This window comes from Aminipila butyrica (genome assembly GCF_010669305.1).
GTDB lineage: Bacteria > Bacillota > Clostridia > Peptostreptococcales > Anaerovoracaceae > Aminipila > Aminipila butyrica.
Genome location: NZ_CP048649.1, coordinates 791,733 through 808,914, shown reverse-complemented (window position 1 = coordinate 808,914; position 17,182 = coordinate 791,733). Strand labels below are relative to the sequence as shown.

The following is a 17,182-nucleotide window of genomic DNA, read 5'->3' as shown; positions in this document are numbered from 1 at the left end:
CTCACATTATAAAAACACCCGAAGGAATCCCTCCGGGTGCATACATACGTGTCTGTTTTTAGTTATTTCTGATTCACGGGTAACTTACCTTATAGCGGGCTGTACGTTCCGGTAGCAATAACGCCTACAGAGATAACGGCCAGAGCGACTAAAGCTACTGCGATAAACAGGTTGACTGGTCTGTCGAACGTCTTTTCTCCCAATTCCTTCTTGCCTTTGATGTATACGATGATACCAGGAGCATACAGAAGGGAAGTTACCAACACGCTCATGAGTCCGCTGGCGTACAGCAGCCATGCGCCGTAGATCGTACCTAATAAAGAGAATACTCTGGCAGACAGCAGCTGGGAGCCTGTGTGACTTTGCAATCCATCCTTCTTCAAAACGACCTTTAAGTAGTACATTGCGCTCAGCAGGTATGGAACCATGATCATGCTGGCGGACAGGTTGTAGAATACCTGATAAGTAGAATCATTGAAGAAAATTACGATTAGGAACAGCTGGATGATACCGTTGGTCATGAACAGAGAGAAGGAAGGTGCTCCGTGCTTATTTTCTTTCTCAAAAGCTTTGGAGAATACGCCCAGCTTTGCTGCCATGAACGGTGTCTCTGCTGCGATGATGGTCCAGCCCAAAAGCGCTCCAGCCAAGGAGAAGATAACGCCCAGGTTTACTAAAGCACCGCCCCAAGGGCCAACTACAGATTCAAAGATTCCTGCCATCGGCGGATTGCCCAAAGCAGCCAGTTCTTCTCTGGTCATGATACCCATGCTGAGGATAGAGGTTAACAGATAGATGGCTAAAATGCCTAAGAAGCCTATCATGGAAGCTTTACCTACGTCAGAAGATTTCTTTGCTCTGGCGGAAACGACCACAGCTCCCTCTACGCCGATAAATCCCCATACAGTAGCTCCAGTCGTGGATTTTACCTGATCCATGAAGGAGACACTGCCATCACCCCAAAAGTTATTCATGAAGATTGCTGGATCAAAAGCCCGGATTACGATGATTGTCAAAACAAATACGAAGATTGGGATTAACTTCGCAATGGTGGTTACTACGTTGATAGCCGTAGCTTCCTTTAATCCTCTCAATACTAAGTAATTGAGGAACCATATTACAATCGATGCACCGATAATAGATGGTAAATTATTGCCTACCCCAAATACAGGGAGAAAATAGCCGATAGCGGCAAATAAAAGCGTGGTATAAGCAACATTACAAAGCAATGCACTTATCCAATAACCCCAGGCAGAGTTGAAGCCTACAAAATCTCCAAAACCAGCCTTTGCATAACTATAAATACCGTTTGTTAACTCTGGCTTCAGTTTGTTTAGTCCGAAGAAGCACATCATCAGACCATACATACCGATACCTGCAATTACCCAGGCTACTAATACAGCCGCAGTATTTGCTCCGCCTGCTGCCATATCTCCAGCCATGCTGAAAACGCCGCCGCCGATGGTTGAACCGATAATTACACCAGTCAGTCTGACTAGACCCAGCTCTTTTCCACCTGCTGCACCATTGTCATTACCCATTTCTAACCTCCTTAACATTGTCCTAAAAAGTTCCTATAAAATTGGAATTGAAAAATGCTTTTGTAAAAACGCTGCACCCATTGGAACAAGGCCTTTACATGTAATATAACGCTGCATCAACATCCGCGGTATGTCTCTGCGGCAAATTATATTCGTTTGAATAGAGGTAAAGTTCAATAAACCATTTAGCGCGCTTACACTGCACTTCATTAAAGTTTTAAGGGTGTAAGGGGTTTACCTCTGCTTGTTAAGGTTGATATTTTTGGTATCTAAAATAACTATATGTTTTATATGGGATGTTTATTCGACTTTTTGTATATTGTATACAAAATATGGACAGAAAGGATTTGAAATCAAATTTTCTAGAATGTACGACAAATTTGATGATCTAATAAAAGGACAAAAAATCCCACCCCTTTATAAGAGGCGGGTATTGTTAATGTTCAACTCAAATGACAGTCCTAAAAACTGTGCGGCATTCCGGCACATGCTCATTCTGGTCAGAAAGATTTCAAAATATTCCATGACAGCACTGATTTCTGTGTCGATGCTCAGCTCCAGTACAATGGACTTTTGCTCCGGATTGACGGTAAGGTAGCTGTGATGAACCGCATAATTGACCCGGTCATGAATATCCTCGGATAGTTTTTCTTCGTTTCGATTCTTGTATCTCACCCGGCTTCTGCGCACATCCGATTTATCGGCTAGAATGAGTGCTGCGGAAATGGGACTGAAGGCTACGCCGGTCCCTTCGTCGTGATTGCCCACTGCTCCGATGATATCCGCCAGTTCTTCTGCATCAAAGTGCATTCTATCCAATATACGAAAGGCCATGACAGCACCACTCTGGGCGTGGTCGTGACGGTTAATGCAATTTCCAATATCGTGTATATATCCGGCAATCTTAGCCAACTCAATGGTCCGCGAATCGTATCCCAAAGCTGTCAATATCTCTGCCGCTCGTTCTGCCACCTTCCCCGCATGGGCAAACCCGTGTTCCGTAAAGCCGATAGCCCCCAACAGGTCATTGCCTTTCTTGATATAGGTAGAAATCTCTTGATTGTGTTTAATCTCTTCAAATGTAATCTGTCTCTTGCTCATATTTTCCTCTTCTTTCTCCTTGCTGCCCCCACATCCAGCAGCAAACTAATTTCAGCATCTATATTTCTTTATGATTCTATCACAGAAATATGTGCATTGCATTAAGGGAACGTTACATTATTATTAAATATCGTTAAACTTTTTTGTTTTCTATTTTTTCTATAAATTAGTGGCAACCCCTCTTCCTTGCTGATCCCTCCCCCGCCTGTACCTGACTGTCTACATAGATTTTTCCAAGAATTACAGACAGGTTTCATTGCACACAACTCATAAAAATGATATACTTTAAAGCAAGAAAATTAGCAAGGGAATATACCAAACATGATCAGCAAGCACGCCATCCTTCGAAATTTGCAGGAGATTTCCTGTATAAATAATCAAATACTCCGGCAGTTGTCCTTCATTGCTGCTGCCATATGGGCGTGTTTAACGGCTCTCAGCATAAACTCAGGGGATTTTTTACTGTTTTGCTTTTATGGACTGAGTACGTTGGTTTCCGCTGTATTCTATTGTCTATCTAAGTGGTTCATTCCCAAGCGGCTGAATCTGGTTCTGCCTCTGATTTACACGTATCTGTGTTACTGCCTGGCAGCTGCCGCTTATTTGGGCATTTTCATCCCGCCCCGAGCGGTCAGCGTTACCTTTATTTGCTTGATTCTTATCGCTCCAATGGTCATCCTAGATCTGCGCTGGCGGGTCAACACCATTATGGTGGCCATGTCTGTCATGTTCTGCGCTCTGTCCGTTTTCTATCAGCCTCCAGCCTTTGCTCACGTTGATTTGGTCAACTGCACGGCCTTCTGCATCATCGGTCTTTTTATCGGCCAGTTCATGACATCTATCCGCATCAACAACATCGAAATGAACCGAAAATTGACAAAACAGCGGGATACGGATATTCTCACCACCCTATCGAACCGCCGGAAGCTGTCAGATACCTTAAAAACCAGCGAAGACAGCTACGGGCTATTTTCGTTGAACGCAGTGATTATGATTGATATTGATCACTTCAAGAAATACAATGACGATTACGGGCACCAAAAAGGAGATGCCGTGCTCAAAGAACTGGGCAAAAGTTTCTCTTCCTTCTTTAAGCCCTACGGGTTGGATATATTCCGCTACGGAGGCGAAGAATTTATCGCTCTAGGCCAGGATTACGGATACGAAGAGCTTCGAGCCATCTGTGGGGAACTGCTGGAGACCATACAGAGCTTGCAGATTCCTTTCGCAGAATCACCTCTAGGCATTATCACCGTCAGCATAGGCTTTGCCGAAGCAAAAGCCTGTCAGGCCTCCAATTATAAAGCCTTAATCGATATGGCCGATCAAGCTTTATATAAAGCCAAAGAGCAAGGCCGCAACCGAGTGGAAGGTTACTTAGGTTTAAATCAATGACCTTTATAAATACAACAAAAGACCCTAAAAGGTAAAATCCATTTTTTGAGCGAGCATGCTCTTTTATATGGTGTCCCTTATAGGGTCTGTTTTTTATTGTCGCCAAAACTTGTTTTGCGTTCTTATTATTCAACCATTTCCTTCAGGTTTTCTGCCGGAATCAGTGTGCAGCCGGTGGCCGCTTGAATATCTTCCAGAGAAAAATCCGGGTGCAGCTCTGTCAACAGCAGTCCTTCTGGCGTTACTTCCATAACACCCATCTCTGTGATAATCATATCCACCACCTTCAAGGCTGTGAAAGGCAGGGTACACTTTTCCAGAATCTTATGGTTTCCCTTTTGGGTGTGCTGCATGGCTACGATAACCTTCTTCGCACCGACTACCAAATCCATCGCTCCGCCCATGCCTGGTACCATTTTACCCGGTACAATCCAATTGGACAGATTTCCTTCCTTGTCCACCTGCAAAGCTCCTAAAATGGTGGCATCTACGTGACCACCACGGATAATGCCAAAGGAGGTAGCCGCATCAAAGAACTGCCCTCCTGTATTGATGGTCACATGCTGAGCCCCTGCATTGATAATATCTACATTTTCGCTGCCTGCCTCCGGTGCAGCGCCCATGCCCATAATGCCATTTTCTGACTGGAGCACGATTTCCACGCCCTCTGGCAGATGGTTAGCCACTAGAGTAGGTACGCCGATTCCTAGATTTACGACATCGCCGTCCTTCAATTCCCGGGCTACCCGCTTAGCAATTCTTACCTTTATATCTCCCATGATTTTTCTCCTCCTACAATCGAATCTACAAAAATGCCTGAAGTGACTACATGGTTGGGATCAATTTCACCTACTTCAACGATTTCACAGGCACCTACGATGACATGACCGGCTGCCGTAGCCATCATTGGATTAAATGTTCTGGTAGTTCCGTTGTAAATGGTGTTACCAAAGGTATCCGTTACCGAGCCTCTAATTAAGGCAAAATCAGCCGTCAGTGGTTCTTCCAGCAGATAGTCTCTGCCTTTGAGGTTGATGACTTCTTTCCCTTCAGCCACCAGAGTACCTACTCCTGTAGGAGTCAAAAATCCGCCCAGACCGGCTCCGCCTGCCCGAATCTTCTCTGCCAAGGTTCCCTGGGGAATTAAAATACATTCCAGCTTATCTGCTTCTACATCGGTGTTCATACGCATGGCAACTTCTGGGTTTAATCCCACGTGAGAAGCAATCAGCGTCTTAATCTGACCGTTAGATAACAACTTTCCAACGCCTCTGCCAGGTACCCCTGCATCGTTACAAATGATAGTCAGGTCCTTAACACCTTTTTCCACCAACGCATCTACTAAAATTTCTGGTGTGCCGCAGGCCATAAATCCGCCTACCATGATGACAGCGCCGTCCTGAATGTCCTGGACCGCTTCTGCAGCTGTTTTAATCTTGTTCTTCATAAACCTACCTTTTCCTTTGATGAAAAAATATACATTATCTTGTACATCTTATCATAGTGTCTGTCTTACCGTCAATCCGTTCTACCCCTCTATGGAACATTTTTATCCTCTTGCGTGCTCCCAGCAATATAGAAAGTATCTTTTTTCAGCAAAATTTTACCTTTTCTTTTACTTAGATTTTACGTATGATGAAAACAAGCTATTTGAAAATACTCGGTGCTGAACAGGCAAAGGAAGTTTTGAGAATGATTAAATTAGAAAAGTTTTTAGATTTAAAGAAATTCCAGCAGATTCAAGATTTGTTTTCAGATGCTACAGGCTTAGCAGCCATCGCTGTGGACGCTCAGGGCAACTACATTTCCCAAGGCAGCAACTTTACTGATTTTTGTATCAAGTATACCAGAGGCTCTGAAGAGGGGCTCAGGCGTTGTGTCAAATGTGATAATGAGTGCACAGGAGCTTACTACTGCCACGCTGGTCTCATGGATTTCTCCACCGATTTAATTATCCATGGCGAAAAGGTGGGGGCTATCATCGGCGGTCAAGTGCTCCCGGCACCACCTGATGAAGAAAAGTTTCGGAAAATTGCTCAAGAGCTTGACATACCTGAAGAGACCTACCTTGCGGCTCTGCGCAAGGTCCCTATACGGGATGAAAAAACAATTCGAGCCGGAGCACAGATGTTGGGTGAGTTCATGAATCAATTAGTCAACTTAAGCTACTTTGAGGCCATGAACAAAGAAAAAATGCGGGTCTTTGATGAGCAGATGCACTACGTAGTAGAGTCGATTGACTCCATCAACAATAAAATTAAAGAACTTCAAAAGGTAGCAGCTATGGAAAAGATTTTAGCTCTGAACGCTTCTGTAGAAGCCGCTCGGGCCGGACAAGCTGGTGTCGGCTTCGCCGTCGTAGCCCAGGAGATTGAATCCATATCCACCAATGCTGCCAGGATATATTCGGAGATTCAAGATTACTCTACCATAGTAAGAAAAGCTATCCAGGCCATGAGTAAAATTGAACTGTAAAACCGAACCCATTCATCCTCTATCATATATAAATATTTTTTGATATTTTATATAATTACTCCTTTCACCACCCCTTGACTACTCTTTCACCTAGTCAAGGGGGCTTTCTTTTTTGCATTCATTAGGTATTGAAAAAGAAAAAACGCATAGAATAAGTTATTGACATATGTCGTTAATGTGATATGATGATTTACAAAGAATAAATGTCATATGACATAAACTCACGAAGGAGGTCCTCATGCCCAGACCACGAAAGTTTAGAAAGGTCTGTTGTATGCCTCGAATCCAGTGTTTTGGGCCCCTTTGGTCCAGTCCCTCTGGAGCGGCTCCAACAAATTACCTCTGCGGCCAAGGCAATCCAAGCTGCCACGGTATCCAAATGTCCGTAGACGAATACGAGGCCATCCGTCTCATGGATCTGGAAGGATGCACCCAGGAAGAGTGTGCCCGTCAAATGGGCATCGCCAGAACCACCGTCCAAGGCATCTACAACGATGCCCGTCAAAAGCTAGCCGATGCCCTCGTACACGGCAAGCTGCTGACCATCACTGGAGGCGACTACATTCTATGCGAAAACTTTGAATCAGGCTGCGGACGGGGCTGCACCAAAAAATGCCACCGATCAGGAACCCCCCATATAGAGGATTAAAGGAGAAGAAAAATGAGCGATTGTACAAATAACTGCGGAAGTTGCAGTGCGGACTGCAAAGACCGGACTGCCCCTGAGAGCTTTCTGGAAGAATCCAATTCCTTAAGCCAAGTGAAAAAAGTCATCGGTATCGTCAGCGGCAAAGGCGGCGTAGGCAAATCCATGGTCACCTCCCTTTTAGCCGTGCTTATGAACAGGCGAAACTATGTGACAGCTATCTTGGATGCGGATATTACCGGTCCATCCATTCCCAAGGCCTTTGGCCTCCAGGAAAAAGCACTGGGTACAGAGGCGGGTATCTTGACCGTGGATACAGATTCCGGCATCCGCACCATGTCTATCAACTCTTTGTTGGAAGAAGACAGCGATCCCGTGGTCTGGCGCGGACCGATTATCGCGGGGACAGTCAAGCAGTTTTGGTCTGACGTAATCTGGGGGGATGACGTAGATTTTATGTTTATCGACATGCCGCCGGGAACCGGCGATGTACCCCTAACCGTCTTTCAATCGCTGCCAGTAGATGGTATTGTCATTGTCACGTCCCCTCAGGAACTGGTATCGATGATTGTAGGCAAAGCGGTAAAGATGGCACAGCTGATGAATATTCCTATTTTGGGGATTGTGGAAAATATGTCTTATTTCGTCTGTCCAGACTGCGGCCAATCTCATGCTATCTTTGGAGAAAGCCGTATTCAGCAGGTAGCGGAGGAGTATGGCATCGATCAGGTTGCTCGACTGCCGATTCAACCCCAGTTGGCATCTGCTGTAGACCGCGGAGCTATCGAATCCGTGGAAGGGCCATGGCTGGATGAATTGGCAGATTTATTGGAAGGCCTACTGAATGCCAAGGTGGCTGTTCCTTATGAAGATGGGCAAATTTTTCAGCATTTCGGCCACGCAAAGCAATTTCAGCTATTTGACATCCAGCGAGGTGAAATAAAGAGCTCAGAACTGATTACAGCCGACTGTGGAGGCCATGGCGCGCTAGCAGAGTTCCTAGCCCATCAGGGGGTCCGGACAGTGCTCTGCGGAGGCATCGGTGATGGTGCCATTCAAGCCCTGGCAGGCTCCGGCATTACTGTAGCGGCAGGCGTTGCTGGCCCCAGCCAAGAGCAGGTTGAGCTGTATCTAAAAGGGGCCTTAACCGTCAGCAATCAGCCTACCTGTGATCGTCACAACCAGAAGGAACACCAGTCGGCTCAGGGTGAGCACCAGTGCGGACACGAACACGCTACAGGAGGCTCTTGCGGCGGACAGGGTTCTTGTGGAGGCAGCTGCCACTAAGGCAGAACTAAATCCCTTCCTCTGGCCCACTCCTCTATTGAATAAATTTAATTTTGCATATCACAAAAGCCTGATTGGCATAATCCAATCAGGCTTTTCTTCATTTTATTGACTATCTCCTCGATGTGCTCTTTACCCCATTTTAGGTCCTATCCCAATGTTCAGTCTTCCCCTAGTTATGATACTGGCACTCTTTACAATTGCCGTTGCAATGATCGTTCAGTACCTTCTTCAAGGCACAAGAACTGCTGCTATGGCAGCGAATCACATGAGAATTACATCGCTCCGCCTCTTGGACGGCGCTGTGCACCAGCTTGTGGGACACCGTGTTGGTAAAGAGGATGATTAAGTCCGGCGATCCAATTTTTTTCTTGAAATCAGTGGTCATCTTGGCAAATACCTTCGCTTTATACCCAAACTCCTTACAGATGCCCTTGTATTGGGTTACCATCCGCTCATTTCCGCCTACTATCACAACGCTCATATCAACACTCCTTTTCTCTTATCCGCCTATCCGGCTAGATTCTTTCCGTAATTTTTGCACTCTTCCAGCCCCTCTTGGTCTGGCGTCTCATTTAAAATTAAATATCCTTGAGGAAGTAAAGCTCCAAGCTGAAGCACGTCCTGTTCCCAATCTCTCATCCATTCGCCGTCTCCCCAGCCATAAGAGCCGAAGAGCCCCAGAGTCTTGCCGGACAGCTTACCCTTGCAGGCTTCATACACCGGTTCAAACTCTGCTTCTTCCAAAACCTCAGCTCCCATGGACGGACAACCGAAAATCACCACATCAAAGTCTTCCACCGATTTCGCGGAGAACTGACCTACCTGGAAAAGCTCAGCCTCTGCGCCAGCTTCTTTGGCTCCCTGAAAAACAGCCTCTGCCATCTGCTCTGTATTTCCTGTTCCGCTCCAATAAACTACTGCCATCTTCTTCATATCTTTGCGACCTATTCCTTTCTCTCACGGGTTTTTGCGTTTAACAAGCGACTGTCAGCCGATAGATGCCTGCACCTTCACTGCACCGTTTCCGATACACCGCCCGACACTTATCGAACTTAGCGAACATCCGCACAGCGGCTTCTTCTTCCTGATAAACTTTCCAATAACCACAACATCTACAATTTTTCCCTTGGTTTTCCATAAAACCTTTGACATCCTGTACGGGATAACTGAGAAACAAGCCAATCTCATGGGGGAAACAGCCTTTTTGGGTGCTGTCATTAACCCTAGCCCGAAGCCAGCCGACCATCTCGTTTAGCTCCCCGGCCCGATAACCCTGCTTATGCAGCAGCTCCCGAGCCACAGGACATGATAAATCTCGAGCCAGACGTGTCCGTCGATATACATACAATAGAAAGCTCTTTTCTCTCTCCTGCAAGATTTCGATATCGATGCCCTTTTCTTTCAGCTTTTCCTGCAATCGGTCTATTTCCTTTTTCGCCTGTGTGGAATTGGTAAACCGGTAATTGACAATTTCTCCGGTCTTCAAGTTGGCCAGCGTAGGCGCACAATTTTCAATAATCAGTTTTTCCAGCATCTGCTTACCTCTTTTTTAGTTAGCTTAAGCTAACCGTATGGTTAAAGTTTAGGGTGGCCGGCAAGCCACCCTATCCTTTTTTAAACTGCCTTACGGCATTATACTTCTATTTTTTTACAGTTTCACTGCCGCAGCAACTGCAACCGCTTTCATGGGATGTATCGTCACACCCGCTGCATCCGCTGCATTTACCAGCTTTCACATTGCGGAATACATACCTTCCTGCGAAGACCAGCAATACTACGAAAACTGCACTAATTATGATTGTTGACAGCATACCTCTGCACCTCTTTCCTTAGGCATAGGTCTTACCAACATGAAAATCATAATTCCCAGCAGTACGATAGCCACTACAGTTCCTGCGCCAAAAGACGCTACCCCTGTCAGGACTCCACCCAGCTGATTAATAATCAGGGCTACCACATAGGCCAGAACAGTCTGATATCCAATGGCAAACCATGTCCATTTTGCATTATTCATTTCTCTTCTGATAGCACCGATGGCCGCGAAGCACGGAGCACACAACAGGTTAAACACTAAGAATGATAACGCTGCCACACTGTGCGGGAACATCATGGCGATGTTGGAGAGAAGGCCAGCATCGTCCTCTGCCACGTCTCCTCCAAGACCCAGGAGCACACCCAGAGTACCTACTACGTTTTCCTTGGCTACCAAGCCAGTCAAAGTAGCTACTGTAGCCTGCCAATTTCCGAAACCTAACGGAGCGAAAATCGGAGCTACCATAGAACCGATAACTGCCAAGAGGCTGTTTCCCTGTTCTACCATACCGAAACCACCATTGGTAAACCCAAAGTTAGATAAGAACCAAATGGCTGCACAAGCTAGGAAGATAATAGTACCGGCCTTGATGATGAAGGACCGGCCTCGCTCCCACATGTGAATCCAAACGCCCTTTGCCGCCGGCATGTGATACTGAGGAAGTTCCATAACGAAAGGAGCCGTGTCTCCTGCAAACATTTTAGTCTTCTTTAAAGCAATGCCGGAGAAAATTACCGCTGCAATTCCCATGAAGTACATAGCTGGAGCCAGCCAAGGAATATCAGGGAACATGGCGCCTCCAATCAGCGCAATCACTGGCAGCTTCGCACCACATGGAATAAACGTCGTCGTCATAATCGTCATGCGACGATCCTTTTCATTTTCAATGGTTTTAGTAGCCATAATACCCGGAACTCCACAACCGGAACCTACCAAAAGGGGAATAAAGCTCTTCCCAGACAAACCGAACTTTCTGAATATCCGGTCCATGATGAAGGCTACCCGCGCCATATAGCCGCAGTCCTCCAGGATAGATAAGAAGAAAAACAGGATCAGCATCTGCGGTACGAAGCCCAATACAGCGCCTACGCCGCCGATGATACCGTCTACTACTAGGCTCTGAAGCCATGCTGCTGTACCAGCGTTTTCCATAAAGGTCCCTACGCCGCCCTGTATGTATTCTCCGAAGAGTACGTCGTTAGTCCAGTCGGTAGCGATAGCACCAACCCAAGAGATAGACACATAATATACGATAAACATAATAGCTACAAAGATAGGCAGAGCCAACAGCCGGTTAGTAACAACCCGGTCTATTTTATCAGAGGTGCTTAGTCCCCGCTGCTTTTTCTTCAGGACTTTCCCTACGATTTTGCCAATAAACTCATACCGTGCATTGGCGATAATGCTCTCACTGTCGTCATCCAGCTGGTTCTCCAGCTTTGTGATAATGTCTTCCACCTGGAGCTGCAAATTCTCCGGCAGTTTCATTTCCTTAAGGATCTCTTCGTCGCGTTCAAAGAGCTTTCCAGCGTACCATCTCAGATGCTCCGCCTTTACTCGAGATTGAACAACTCCTCCGATGGCACCAATCGTTTCTTCCACCTGTTTGGAGAATTGGTAAGGACGTTCCTGGTTAGCCCCAGCTAACTTTATGGCACATTGTACTAACTCGTTCGTCCCTTCACCCTTTAAGGCCGAAACCTCTCTTACTGGGCATCCTAGCTCCTGAGACAGCTTTTCCAGATTGATCTGATCGCCGTTCTTTCGCACCAAATCCGCCATATTAACGCCTAAAACCACTGGAATGCCTAATTCCAGCAACTGTGTAGTTAAGTATAAGTTTCTTTCCAGGTTTGTTCCATCTACCAAGTTGATAATTACATCTGGCGATTCTTGTACCAAATAATTTCTGGTAATGACTTCTTCTAAAGTATAAGGGGATAAGGAATAAACGCCCGGTAAATCGGCAATGATTACATCCTTATTCCCTCTGAACTTCCCTTCTTTCTTTTCTACAGTTACGCCCGGCCAGTTACCCACATACTGACTAGACCCGGTCAAATTGTTAAAAATCGTGGTCTTACCGCAGTTCGGGTTACCTGCCAAGGCAATGGTCATTTTCTTCATGTTCTTTCCTCCAGTTTCAACTATACTTTAAGCGTTTATGCGATAATAATATTTTCGGCCTCGCTTTTTCTAATTGAAAGCTCATATCCTCGGACCGTTATTTCGATTGGGTCACCCAATGGTGCTACTTTACGGACAAAAATTTCTGCCCCTTTTGTAATACCCATATCCATAATTCTTTTTTTCAGCGCGCCTTCTCCTTGTAGCTTTGCTACGGTCACGGTTTCGCCGCACTTAATTTCCTTTAAATTTCTCATGTTCCCTCCGTTTTGCCTGAAAGCAGAAAAGCCGCTTCCATGTTTCTAGTGAATGAATATTCTCGATGCCATGGCCTTGCTGATGGCTACTCTAGCTTCTTTCACATTGACGATGACATTGCCTCCCAGCTCGGAGATAACCATGACGGACGTCCCTTCTACAAACCCTAAGTTTTCGAGGAACCGCTTGGTGTTGTCCCTTCCTTTAATGGTGGATACAGTAACCTGTGTCCCAGGTGTCGTCATTGTTAATGGCATGCTATTCCCTCCTTCCATGGTCTTTCGGCCTTTTGTAATCTTTATTAAAAAGTAAGCTTTCGCTAACCTTAGATCTTTTAAAAAAGTTAGCTCGAACTAACTTCTTATCTTTCTTGAGTTTACCATGGCTAACTTGCCTTGTCAATATATTTTCGCCATTTTTATTCGTAAAATAAGAGACAAATTATTCGTTTTATAGACAAATTGCCTCTTTAATTTCCTTGCTAAAAGATGCTATAATAAAAGAATCTTATAATAAATCTGAAAAGTCGACACGAAAAAGTTCTTTCAGAAACGAGGATTTTATGCACATATATATTGCCAGACAACCAATCTTTAATCAGATGAAGGATGTCATCGCTTATGAGCTTTTATACCGAGATCCGAAAACTCTGACAGCCAATATCAGCGACGCAGATGCCGCCACCAATTCTGTCCTCATGGGCAGCATCCTGGTGGCCTCTTTTGAGCAATTGGTAGAGGGGAAGCTGGCCTTTATTAACTTCACCAAAAACTTAATAAATGACGGTACACCGCTGCTCTTTTCTCCCAAATACATGATTGTGGAAATTCTAGAGGACATCGTCCCAGATGAAGCTTTCATCCAACGACTGCGGGAGCTAAAGGAAAAAGGCTACACTTTAGCCCTGGATGATTTTATTGCTGATTACCCTTATAAAGAAATTATCGATTTAGTTGACATCATCAAAGTTGATTTCCTGTTAACCACCAGGGAGGAACAGCAGCAGATTATCAAAAGATATAAGCGGCCAGGACTTAAATTTTTAGCAGAAAAGGTGGAGACCTCTTCGGCCTTTAACCGAGCAAAAGCCTTAAATTATGACTACTTTCAAGGCTATTACTTTGCTAAGCCCTCTGTCTTCAAATATAAAGACATGAGCACGATTAGTACCAACCTCTTCACTATTATTAAAATGTTGGATGCTAAAAATCCTGATTACAGAGCTCTGACCGTTCTTTTTGAACAAGACATCGCCTTGACCTATAAATTATTTAAATACGCAAATTCACCCATGTATGGCAGTATGGAACAGATCAGCACCATCAACCGGGCCTTGGTCCGCTTAGGTTTTGGAAACATCCGCAACTGTATGTATATGATTCTGCTCCGCTACATCTCCAGTAGCCAGAACAGTGACTTAGTATCTGTGTCACTCCAGCGAGCCAAGATGATGGAACTTTTGTCAACCAGTGTAGGCTTGGCCAACCGTTCATCAGAATGTTTCCTAGTAGGCCTTTTCTCTATGCTGGATGTGCTCACGGACAAACCCATCGTCAAAGCCTTGGATGAACTACCGTTGTCTCAGGAATCCAAAGAAGCAATCCTTCATCAAAAAAACGCCCTAGGTCTTCCTCTTAAACTGATTCTAGCCTACGAAAAGGGTAACTGGCACGAAGTAGAAAATACTCGTCAAACACTGAGACTGCACTCTCTAAATATGGTTTCCATCTATATGAAAGCCCTGGACTGGGCTTCCGAAATCCTACTATCCACCAAATAACGAAAAATGGTCAAACTCATTAAAATCACTTGCATAAGCAGGCCAAACTCTTGGCCTGCTTTTCTCCTCTTCAAGCCTGCTGCAAGTAGCTGGCTGGACCACTTTCATACAAATTGTTTCCGATACTATCCAGCACCACTACTGCTGGGAAGTCTACGACTTCTAATTGACGCACTGCCTCCGCACCAAGGTCCTCAAAGGCAATGACCTTAGCTGCGGCAATGCTTTTAGCAATCAACGCTCCGGCCCCGCCAATAGCTGCAAAATAGACGGCCCCATTTCGGACTACCGCTGCCGCCACTTCTGCTGACCGCTGTCCCTTGCCAATCATAGCTGCCTGCCCCAGGTCCAGAAACCGAGGCGCAAAGGAATCCATCCGATAGCTGGTCGTAGGTCCTGCGGCTCCAATAACCTGCCCTGGCTTTTCCGGTGTAGGCCCCACATAATAGATGATGGAACCCGGCAAAGAAAAGGGCAGGGTCTCTCCCCTGTCCAGCATTTCTGTCAGACGCTTGTGAGCTGCATCTCTGGCCGTATAAATGGTTCCTGTTATCAACACACTGTCTCCAGCTCTAAGCAGGCTCAGCTTTTCCTTGTCAAAAGGATACACTAGCCGTCTCACGCTTTCTTCCCGCTCATTCATATCTCTACCTCCTATAACACTCGCTCTTCATGTCTGGAAACATGGCAGTTAATATTGACCGCTACTGGCATTCCTGCTATATGGGTAGGGAATGTCTTAATTTTCACTGCCAGCGCAGTGGTAACCCCTCCCAGGCCCTGAGGGCCGATGCCCAGCTCATTAATCCGCCGCAGCAACTCCTCCTCCATTTCCCTGTAATAAGGGTCTGGATGGCTTCGATCAAAAGGAATCAAAAGTGCCTGTTTTGCCATCAGAGCCGCCCTGTCAAAGGTTCCGCCGATGCCCACGCCTACCACAATAGGCGGACAGGGGTTAGCCCCTGCATCCTTTACCACTTGCACCACGAAGTCCTTGACCCCCTTCTCCCCGGCAGCAGGCGGAAACATTTTAATCTGACTCATATTTTCCGAGCCAAATCCTTTAGGTGCAAAAGTCACTTTTACCCGATCTCCCGGCACAATCTCATAATGAATATGGGCTGGCGTATTGTCACCGGTATTTCCCCGACGAACCGGATCTTTGACCACAGATTTACGCAAATAGCCTTCTGTATAGCCTTCTCGTACTCCTTGATGAACGGCCTCCTCCAAGCTGCCTCCTATAAAATGAACCTCTTGTCCTACCTCTAGGAACACACAAGCCATACCGGTATCCTGGCATAAGGGGAACACCCCTTCTTGGGCGATATCCATATTTTCTTGAATATTTTTTAAAATTTCCCGGGCTACTGGCCACTGCTCCTTCTGGCTATATTCCTGGATTCGTTGGCACACATCTCCACTCAACCGGTGGTTGGTGGAAACGGCCATCTCCCGAACAGCTTTTGTAATCTGGCAAACATCAATTTCTCTCATGGTCTGACTCCTTTTTGTCTGGCATACTTTGTCCTTCTCCTTAATATAATAAACCAAACAGAGAGGATTTACTATGCGAATGACGAAAAAAATCATCTTATTTATACTGGCAGCGGAGGTATTTGTCTTCCTTATTCTGCCTGCTGGCCTGTTGGGTGTACACGGCTTGTTTCATCAGCTGCCCGACCTTCCTTCGGTACCGAAGATAACCGGAGACCGGCTCCAGACTCCGGAAACCATACGAGTCTATCGTCATACCTACGGGGTCACAGAAGTGGTGCCTTTTGAGGATTATGTAAAAGGGGTAGTGGCCGGAGAAATGCCTGCCACATTTGAACCGGAAGCATTGAAAGCTCAGGCAGTGGCCGCCCGAACCTATTCCCTGTCTAAAATCGTCCGTTCAGGCGACGGTGGCAATCCACCTGCCCATCCGGATGCGCCCCTTTGCGATGACACCCACTGTCAGGTATATCGCAGCGTCTACGACCTGGCCGCTCTAAAAGGGGATCAGTGGATGGCGGAAAGCTGGCAAAAAATCTGCGATGCGGTCGATGCTACCCAGGGACAACTGATGTATTACAATGGTCAACTGGCGGAGCAAGCCTTATTTCACTCCTCTAGCGGCGGCCATACCGAAAACTCAGAAGATGTCTTCGCTTCCGCTGTGCCCTACCTGAGAAGTGTAGACAGTCCCTATGAAGAAGGCGCCACCCATCAACAGGAAACAAAGTATTTTTCCAGTGAGGATTTGGCTTATCTCATGAACCTGAAATACCCGGACCGCAAATTGTCTCTGCCGCTGACCTCTTTATCGATTGTCTCTAAAAGCTCCGGCGGACGGGTGGAAGATATACAGATTAACAGTTCCACCTATAAGGGCCGGGAAGTTCGAGATGCCCTGGGCCTATCCTCAGCCGACTTTCAAGCGTCTATCAGTGGAGACACGATTACGATTGTCAGCAACGGCTTTGGCCACGGAGTGGGTATGAGTCAGTACGGAGCCAACGGCATGGCTGAACGGGGTTCCAATTACAAAGAGATTCTGTCTCATTACTACACTGGTGTTAAGATCTACTGATTGACCTCACTTCTGACAAGTCAGCTTTCGGGTCTGACAACCTGCTTCTTTCTATATTGGCGTAACACATCACAAAAAGGACAAAGGCCCTTTTATTAGCCTTTGTCCTTTTCTATTTTTTCATATCTTCTATTAACTTTTTAATTTTATACAAAGCTTAGATTGTCTTGCTTGCTTTTCT

19 protein-coding genes are annotated in these 17,182 nt (G+C 46.0%); 6 read left to right on the top strand and 13 right to left on the bottom strand.

What is annotated here, in order from left to right:
* Window positions 1-89: 89 nt before the first annotated feature.
* On the bottom strand, window positions 90-1,541 hold the full coding sequence (locus Ami103574_RS03945; RefSeq protein ID WP_163065387.1) for a basic amino acid/polyamine antiporter: 1,452 nt from the start codon (window positions 1,539-1,541) through the stop codon (window positions 90-92).
* 417 nt (window positions 1,542-1,958) lie between these two features.
* The gene (locus Ami103574_RS03940) at window positions 1,959-2,642 is read right to left on the bottom strand and encodes an HD domain-containing protein (protein ID WP_163065386.1); all 684 of its coding nucleotides are present in this window, start codon (window positions 2,640-2,642) and stop codon (window positions 1,959-1,961) included.
* Between the two features lie 321 nt (window positions 2,643-2,963).
* On the opposite strand from Ami103574_RS03940, the gene Ami103574_RS03935 reads away from it, so the two are divergent.
* Window positions 2,964-4,037, top strand: coding sequence for a GGDEF domain-containing protein (locus Ami103574_RS03935; RefSeq protein WP_163065385.1), 1,074 nt, complete (start codon window positions 2,964-2,966; stop codon window positions 4,035-4,037).
* A 125-nt stretch (window positions 4,038-4,162) separates the two neighbouring features.
* Here the strand turns inward: Ami103574_RS03935 and Ami103574_RS03930 are convergent, their stop codons facing one another.
* Window positions 4,163-4,816 (bottom strand): 3-oxoacid CoA-transferase subunit B, encoded by a 654-nt coding sequence (locus Ami103574_RS03930; RefSeq protein ID WP_163065384.1) that lies wholly within the window; start codon window positions 4,814-4,816, stop codon window positions 4,163-4,165.
* The gene (locus Ami103574_RS03925) at window positions 4,804-5,484 is read right to left on the bottom strand and encodes a CoA transferase subunit A (RefSeq protein WP_163065383.1); all 681 of its coding nucleotides are present in this window, start codon (window positions 5,482-5,484) and stop codon (window positions 4,804-4,806) included. The genes Ami103574_RS03930 and Ami103574_RS03925 overlap by 13 nt, the downstream gene beginning before the upstream one ends.
* 245 nt (window positions 5,485-5,729) lie before the next feature.
* Between Ami103574_RS03925 and Ami103574_RS15935 the strand changes: the two genes are divergently transcribed.
* The 3 genes from Ami103574_RS15935 (at window position 5,730) to Ami103574_RS03910 (ending at window position 8,445) form a co-directional block, all read left to right on the top strand.
* A complete protein-coding gene (locus tag Ami103574_RS15935) occupies window positions 5,730-6,512 on the top strand; it encodes a PocR ligand-binding domain-containing protein (protein WP_163065382.1) in 783 nt (260 codons plus the stop codon).
* A 238-nt stretch (window positions 6,513-6,750) separates the two neighbouring features.
* On the top strand, window positions 6,751-7,161 hold the full coding sequence (locus Ami103574_RS03915; RefSeq protein WP_163065381.1) for a DUF134 domain-containing protein: 411 nt from the start codon (window positions 6,751-6,753) through the stop codon (window positions 7,159-7,161).
* A gap of 12 nt (window positions 7,162-7,173) precedes the next feature.
* The gene (locus Ami103574_RS03910; RefSeq protein WP_163065380.1) at window positions 7,174-8,445 is read left to right on the top strand and encodes a P-loop NTPase; all 1,272 of its coding nucleotides are present in this window, start codon (window positions 7,174-7,176) and stop codon (window positions 8,443-8,445) included.
* 172 nt (window positions 8,446-8,617) lie between these two features.
* On the opposite strand, the gene Ami103574_RS03905 is transcribed toward Ami103574_RS03910, so the two are convergent.
* From Ami103574_RS03905 to Ami103574_RS03875, 7 genes are all read right to left on the bottom strand, one after another.
* Complete coding sequence (locus Ami103574_RS03905) at window positions 8,618-8,929, bottom strand: DUF2325 domain-containing protein (RefSeq protein ID WP_163065379.1); 312 nt, start codon at window positions 8,927-8,929, stop codon at window positions 8,618-8,620.
* A 26-nt stretch (window positions 8,930-8,955) separates the two neighbouring features.
* Window positions 8,956-9,381, bottom strand: a complete 426-nt coding sequence (locus tag Ami103574_RS03900) for a flavodoxin (protein ID WP_163065378.1) — start codon at window positions 9,379-9,381, stop codon at window positions 8,956-8,958.
* A 40-nt stretch (window positions 9,382-9,421) separates the two neighbouring features.
* On the bottom strand, window positions 9,422-9,982 hold the full coding sequence (locus Ami103574_RS03895; protein WP_163065377.1) for a DUF3793 family protein: 561 nt from the start codon (window positions 9,980-9,982) through the stop codon (window positions 9,422-9,424).
* A 106-nt stretch (window positions 9,983-10,088) separates the two neighbouring features.
* A complete protein-coding gene (locus Ami103574_RS03890) occupies window positions 10,089-10,259 on the bottom strand; it encodes a FeoB-associated Cys-rich membrane protein (RefSeq protein WP_163065376.1) in 171 nt (56 codons plus the stop codon).
* Complete coding sequence (gene feoB / locus Ami103574_RS03885) at window positions 10,241-12,388, bottom strand: ferrous iron transport protein B (RefSeq protein WP_163065375.1); 2,148 nt, start codon at window positions 12,386-12,388, stop codon at window positions 10,241-10,243. Before feoB ends, Ami103574_RS03890 begins: the two co-directional genes overlap by 19 nt.
* A gap of 35 nt (window positions 12,389-12,423) precedes the next feature.
* On the bottom strand, window positions 12,424-12,645 hold the full coding sequence (locus tag Ami103574_RS03880) for a FeoA family protein (protein WP_163065374.1): 222 nt from the start codon (window positions 12,643-12,645) through the stop codon (window positions 12,424-12,426).
* Window positions 12,646-12,690: 45 nt separating this feature from the next.
* Entirely contained in the window at window positions 12,691-12,903 is a 213-nt protein-coding gene (locus Ami103574_RS03875) for a FeoA family protein (RefSeq protein ID WP_163065373.1), read from the bottom strand.
* A gap of 305 nt (window positions 12,904-13,208) precedes the next feature.
* On the opposite strand from Ami103574_RS03875, the gene Ami103574_RS03870 reads away from it, so the two are divergent.
* Window positions 13,209-14,426, top strand: coding sequence for an EAL and HDOD domain-containing protein (locus Ami103574_RS03870; RefSeq protein ID WP_163065372.1), 1,218 nt, complete (start codon window positions 13,209-13,211; stop codon window positions 14,424-14,426).
* 70 nt (window positions 14,427-14,496) lie between these two features.
* Here the strand turns inward: Ami103574_RS03870 and Ami103574_RS03865 are convergent, their stop codons facing one another.
* Window positions 14,497-15,069: a Fe-S-containing hydro-lyase gene (locus tag Ami103574_RS03865; RefSeq protein ID WP_163065371.1), complete on the bottom strand. Its 573-nt coding sequence runs from the start codon at window positions 15,067-15,069 to the stop codon at window positions 14,497-14,499.
* Between the two features lie 11 nt (window positions 15,070-15,080).
* Entirely contained in the window at window positions 15,081-15,923 is an 843-nt protein-coding gene (locus tag Ami103574_RS03860) for a fumarate hydratase (protein WP_163065370.1), read from the bottom strand.
* Window positions 15,924-15,996: 73 nt separating this feature from the next.
* Here Ami103574_RS03860 and spoIID point away from each other — a divergent pair, with 73 nt between their 5' ends.
* Entirely contained in the window at window positions 15,997-17,001 is a 1,005-nt protein-coding gene (gene spoIID, locus Ami103574_RS03855) for a stage II sporulation protein D (RefSeq protein WP_163065369.1), read from the top strand.
* Window positions 17,002-17,182 lie beyond the last annotated feature (181 nt).

Coding starts and splice junctions, on each gene's coding strand:
- Ami103574_RS03945 (WP_163065387.1), bottom strand. CDS start 1,541: ATGGGTAATGACAATGGTGCAGCAGGTGGAAAAGAGCTGGGTCTAGTC.
- Ami103574_RS03915 (WP_163065381.1), top strand. CDS start 6,751: ATGCCCAGACCACGAAAGTTTAGAAAGGTCTGTTGTATGCCTCGAATC.
- Ami103574_RS03910 (WP_163065380.1), top strand. CDS start 7,174: ATGAGCGATTGTACAAATAACTGCGGAAGTTGCAGTGCGGACTGCAAA.
- Ami103574_RS03935 (WP_163065385.1), top strand. CDS start 2,964: ATGATCAGCAAGCACGCCATCCTTCGAAATTTGCAGGAGATTTCCTGT.
- Ami103574_RS03860 (WP_163065370.1), bottom strand. CDS start 15,923: ATGAGAGAAATTGATGTTTGCCAGATTACAAAAGCTGTTCGGGAGATG.
- Ami103574_RS03880 (WP_163065374.1), bottom strand. CDS start 12,645: ATGAGAAATTTAAAGGAAATTAAGTGCGGCGAAACCGTGACCGTAGCA.
- Ami103574_RS03895 (WP_163065377.1), bottom strand. CDS start 9,982: ATGCTGGAAAAACTGATTATTGAAAATTGTGCGCCTACGCTGGCCAAC.
- Ami103574_RS03865 (WP_163065371.1), bottom strand. CDS start 15,069: ATGAATGAGCGGGAAGAAAGCGTGAGACGGCTAGTGTATCCTTTTGAC.
- feoB (WP_163065375.1), bottom strand. CDS start 12,388: ATGAAGAAAATGACCATTGCCTTGGCAGGTAACCCGAACTGCGGTAAG.
- Ami103574_RS03870 (WP_163065372.1), top strand. CDS start 13,209: ATGCACATATATATTGCCAGACAACCAATCTTTAATCAGATGAAGGAT.
- Ami103574_RS03875 (WP_163065373.1), bottom strand. CDS start 12,903: ATGCCATTAACAATGACGACACCTGGGACACAGGTTACTGTATCCACC.
- Ami103574_RS03925 (WP_163065383.1), bottom strand. CDS start 5,484: ATGAAGAACAAGATTAAAACAGCTGCAGAAGCGGTCCAGGACATTCAG.
- spoIID (WP_163065369.1), top strand. CDS start 15,997: ATGCGAATGACGAAAAAAATCATCTTATTTATACTGGCAGCGGAGGTA.
- Ami103574_RS03940 (WP_163065386.1), bottom strand. CDS start 2,642: ATGAGCAAGAGACAGATTACATTTGAAGAGATTAAACACAATCAAGAG.
- Ami103574_RS03900 (WP_163065378.1), bottom strand. CDS start 9,381: ATGAAGAAGATGGCAGTAGTTTATTGGAGCGGAACAGGAAATACAGAG.
- Ami103574_RS03890 (WP_163065376.1), bottom strand. CDS start 10,259: ATGCTGTCAACAATCATAATTAGTGCAGTTTTCGTAGTATTGCTGGTC.
- Ami103574_RS15935 (WP_163065382.1), top strand. CDS start 5,730: ATGATTAAATTAGAAAAGTTTTTAGATTTAAAGAAATTCCAGCAGATT.
- Ami103574_RS03930 (WP_163065384.1), bottom strand. CDS start 4,816: ATGGGAGATATAAAGGTAAGAATTGCTAAGCGGGTAGCCCGGGAATTG.
- Ami103574_RS03905 (WP_163065379.1), bottom strand. CDS start 8,929: ATGAGCGTTGTGATAGTAGGCGGAAATGAGCGGATGGTAACCCAATAC.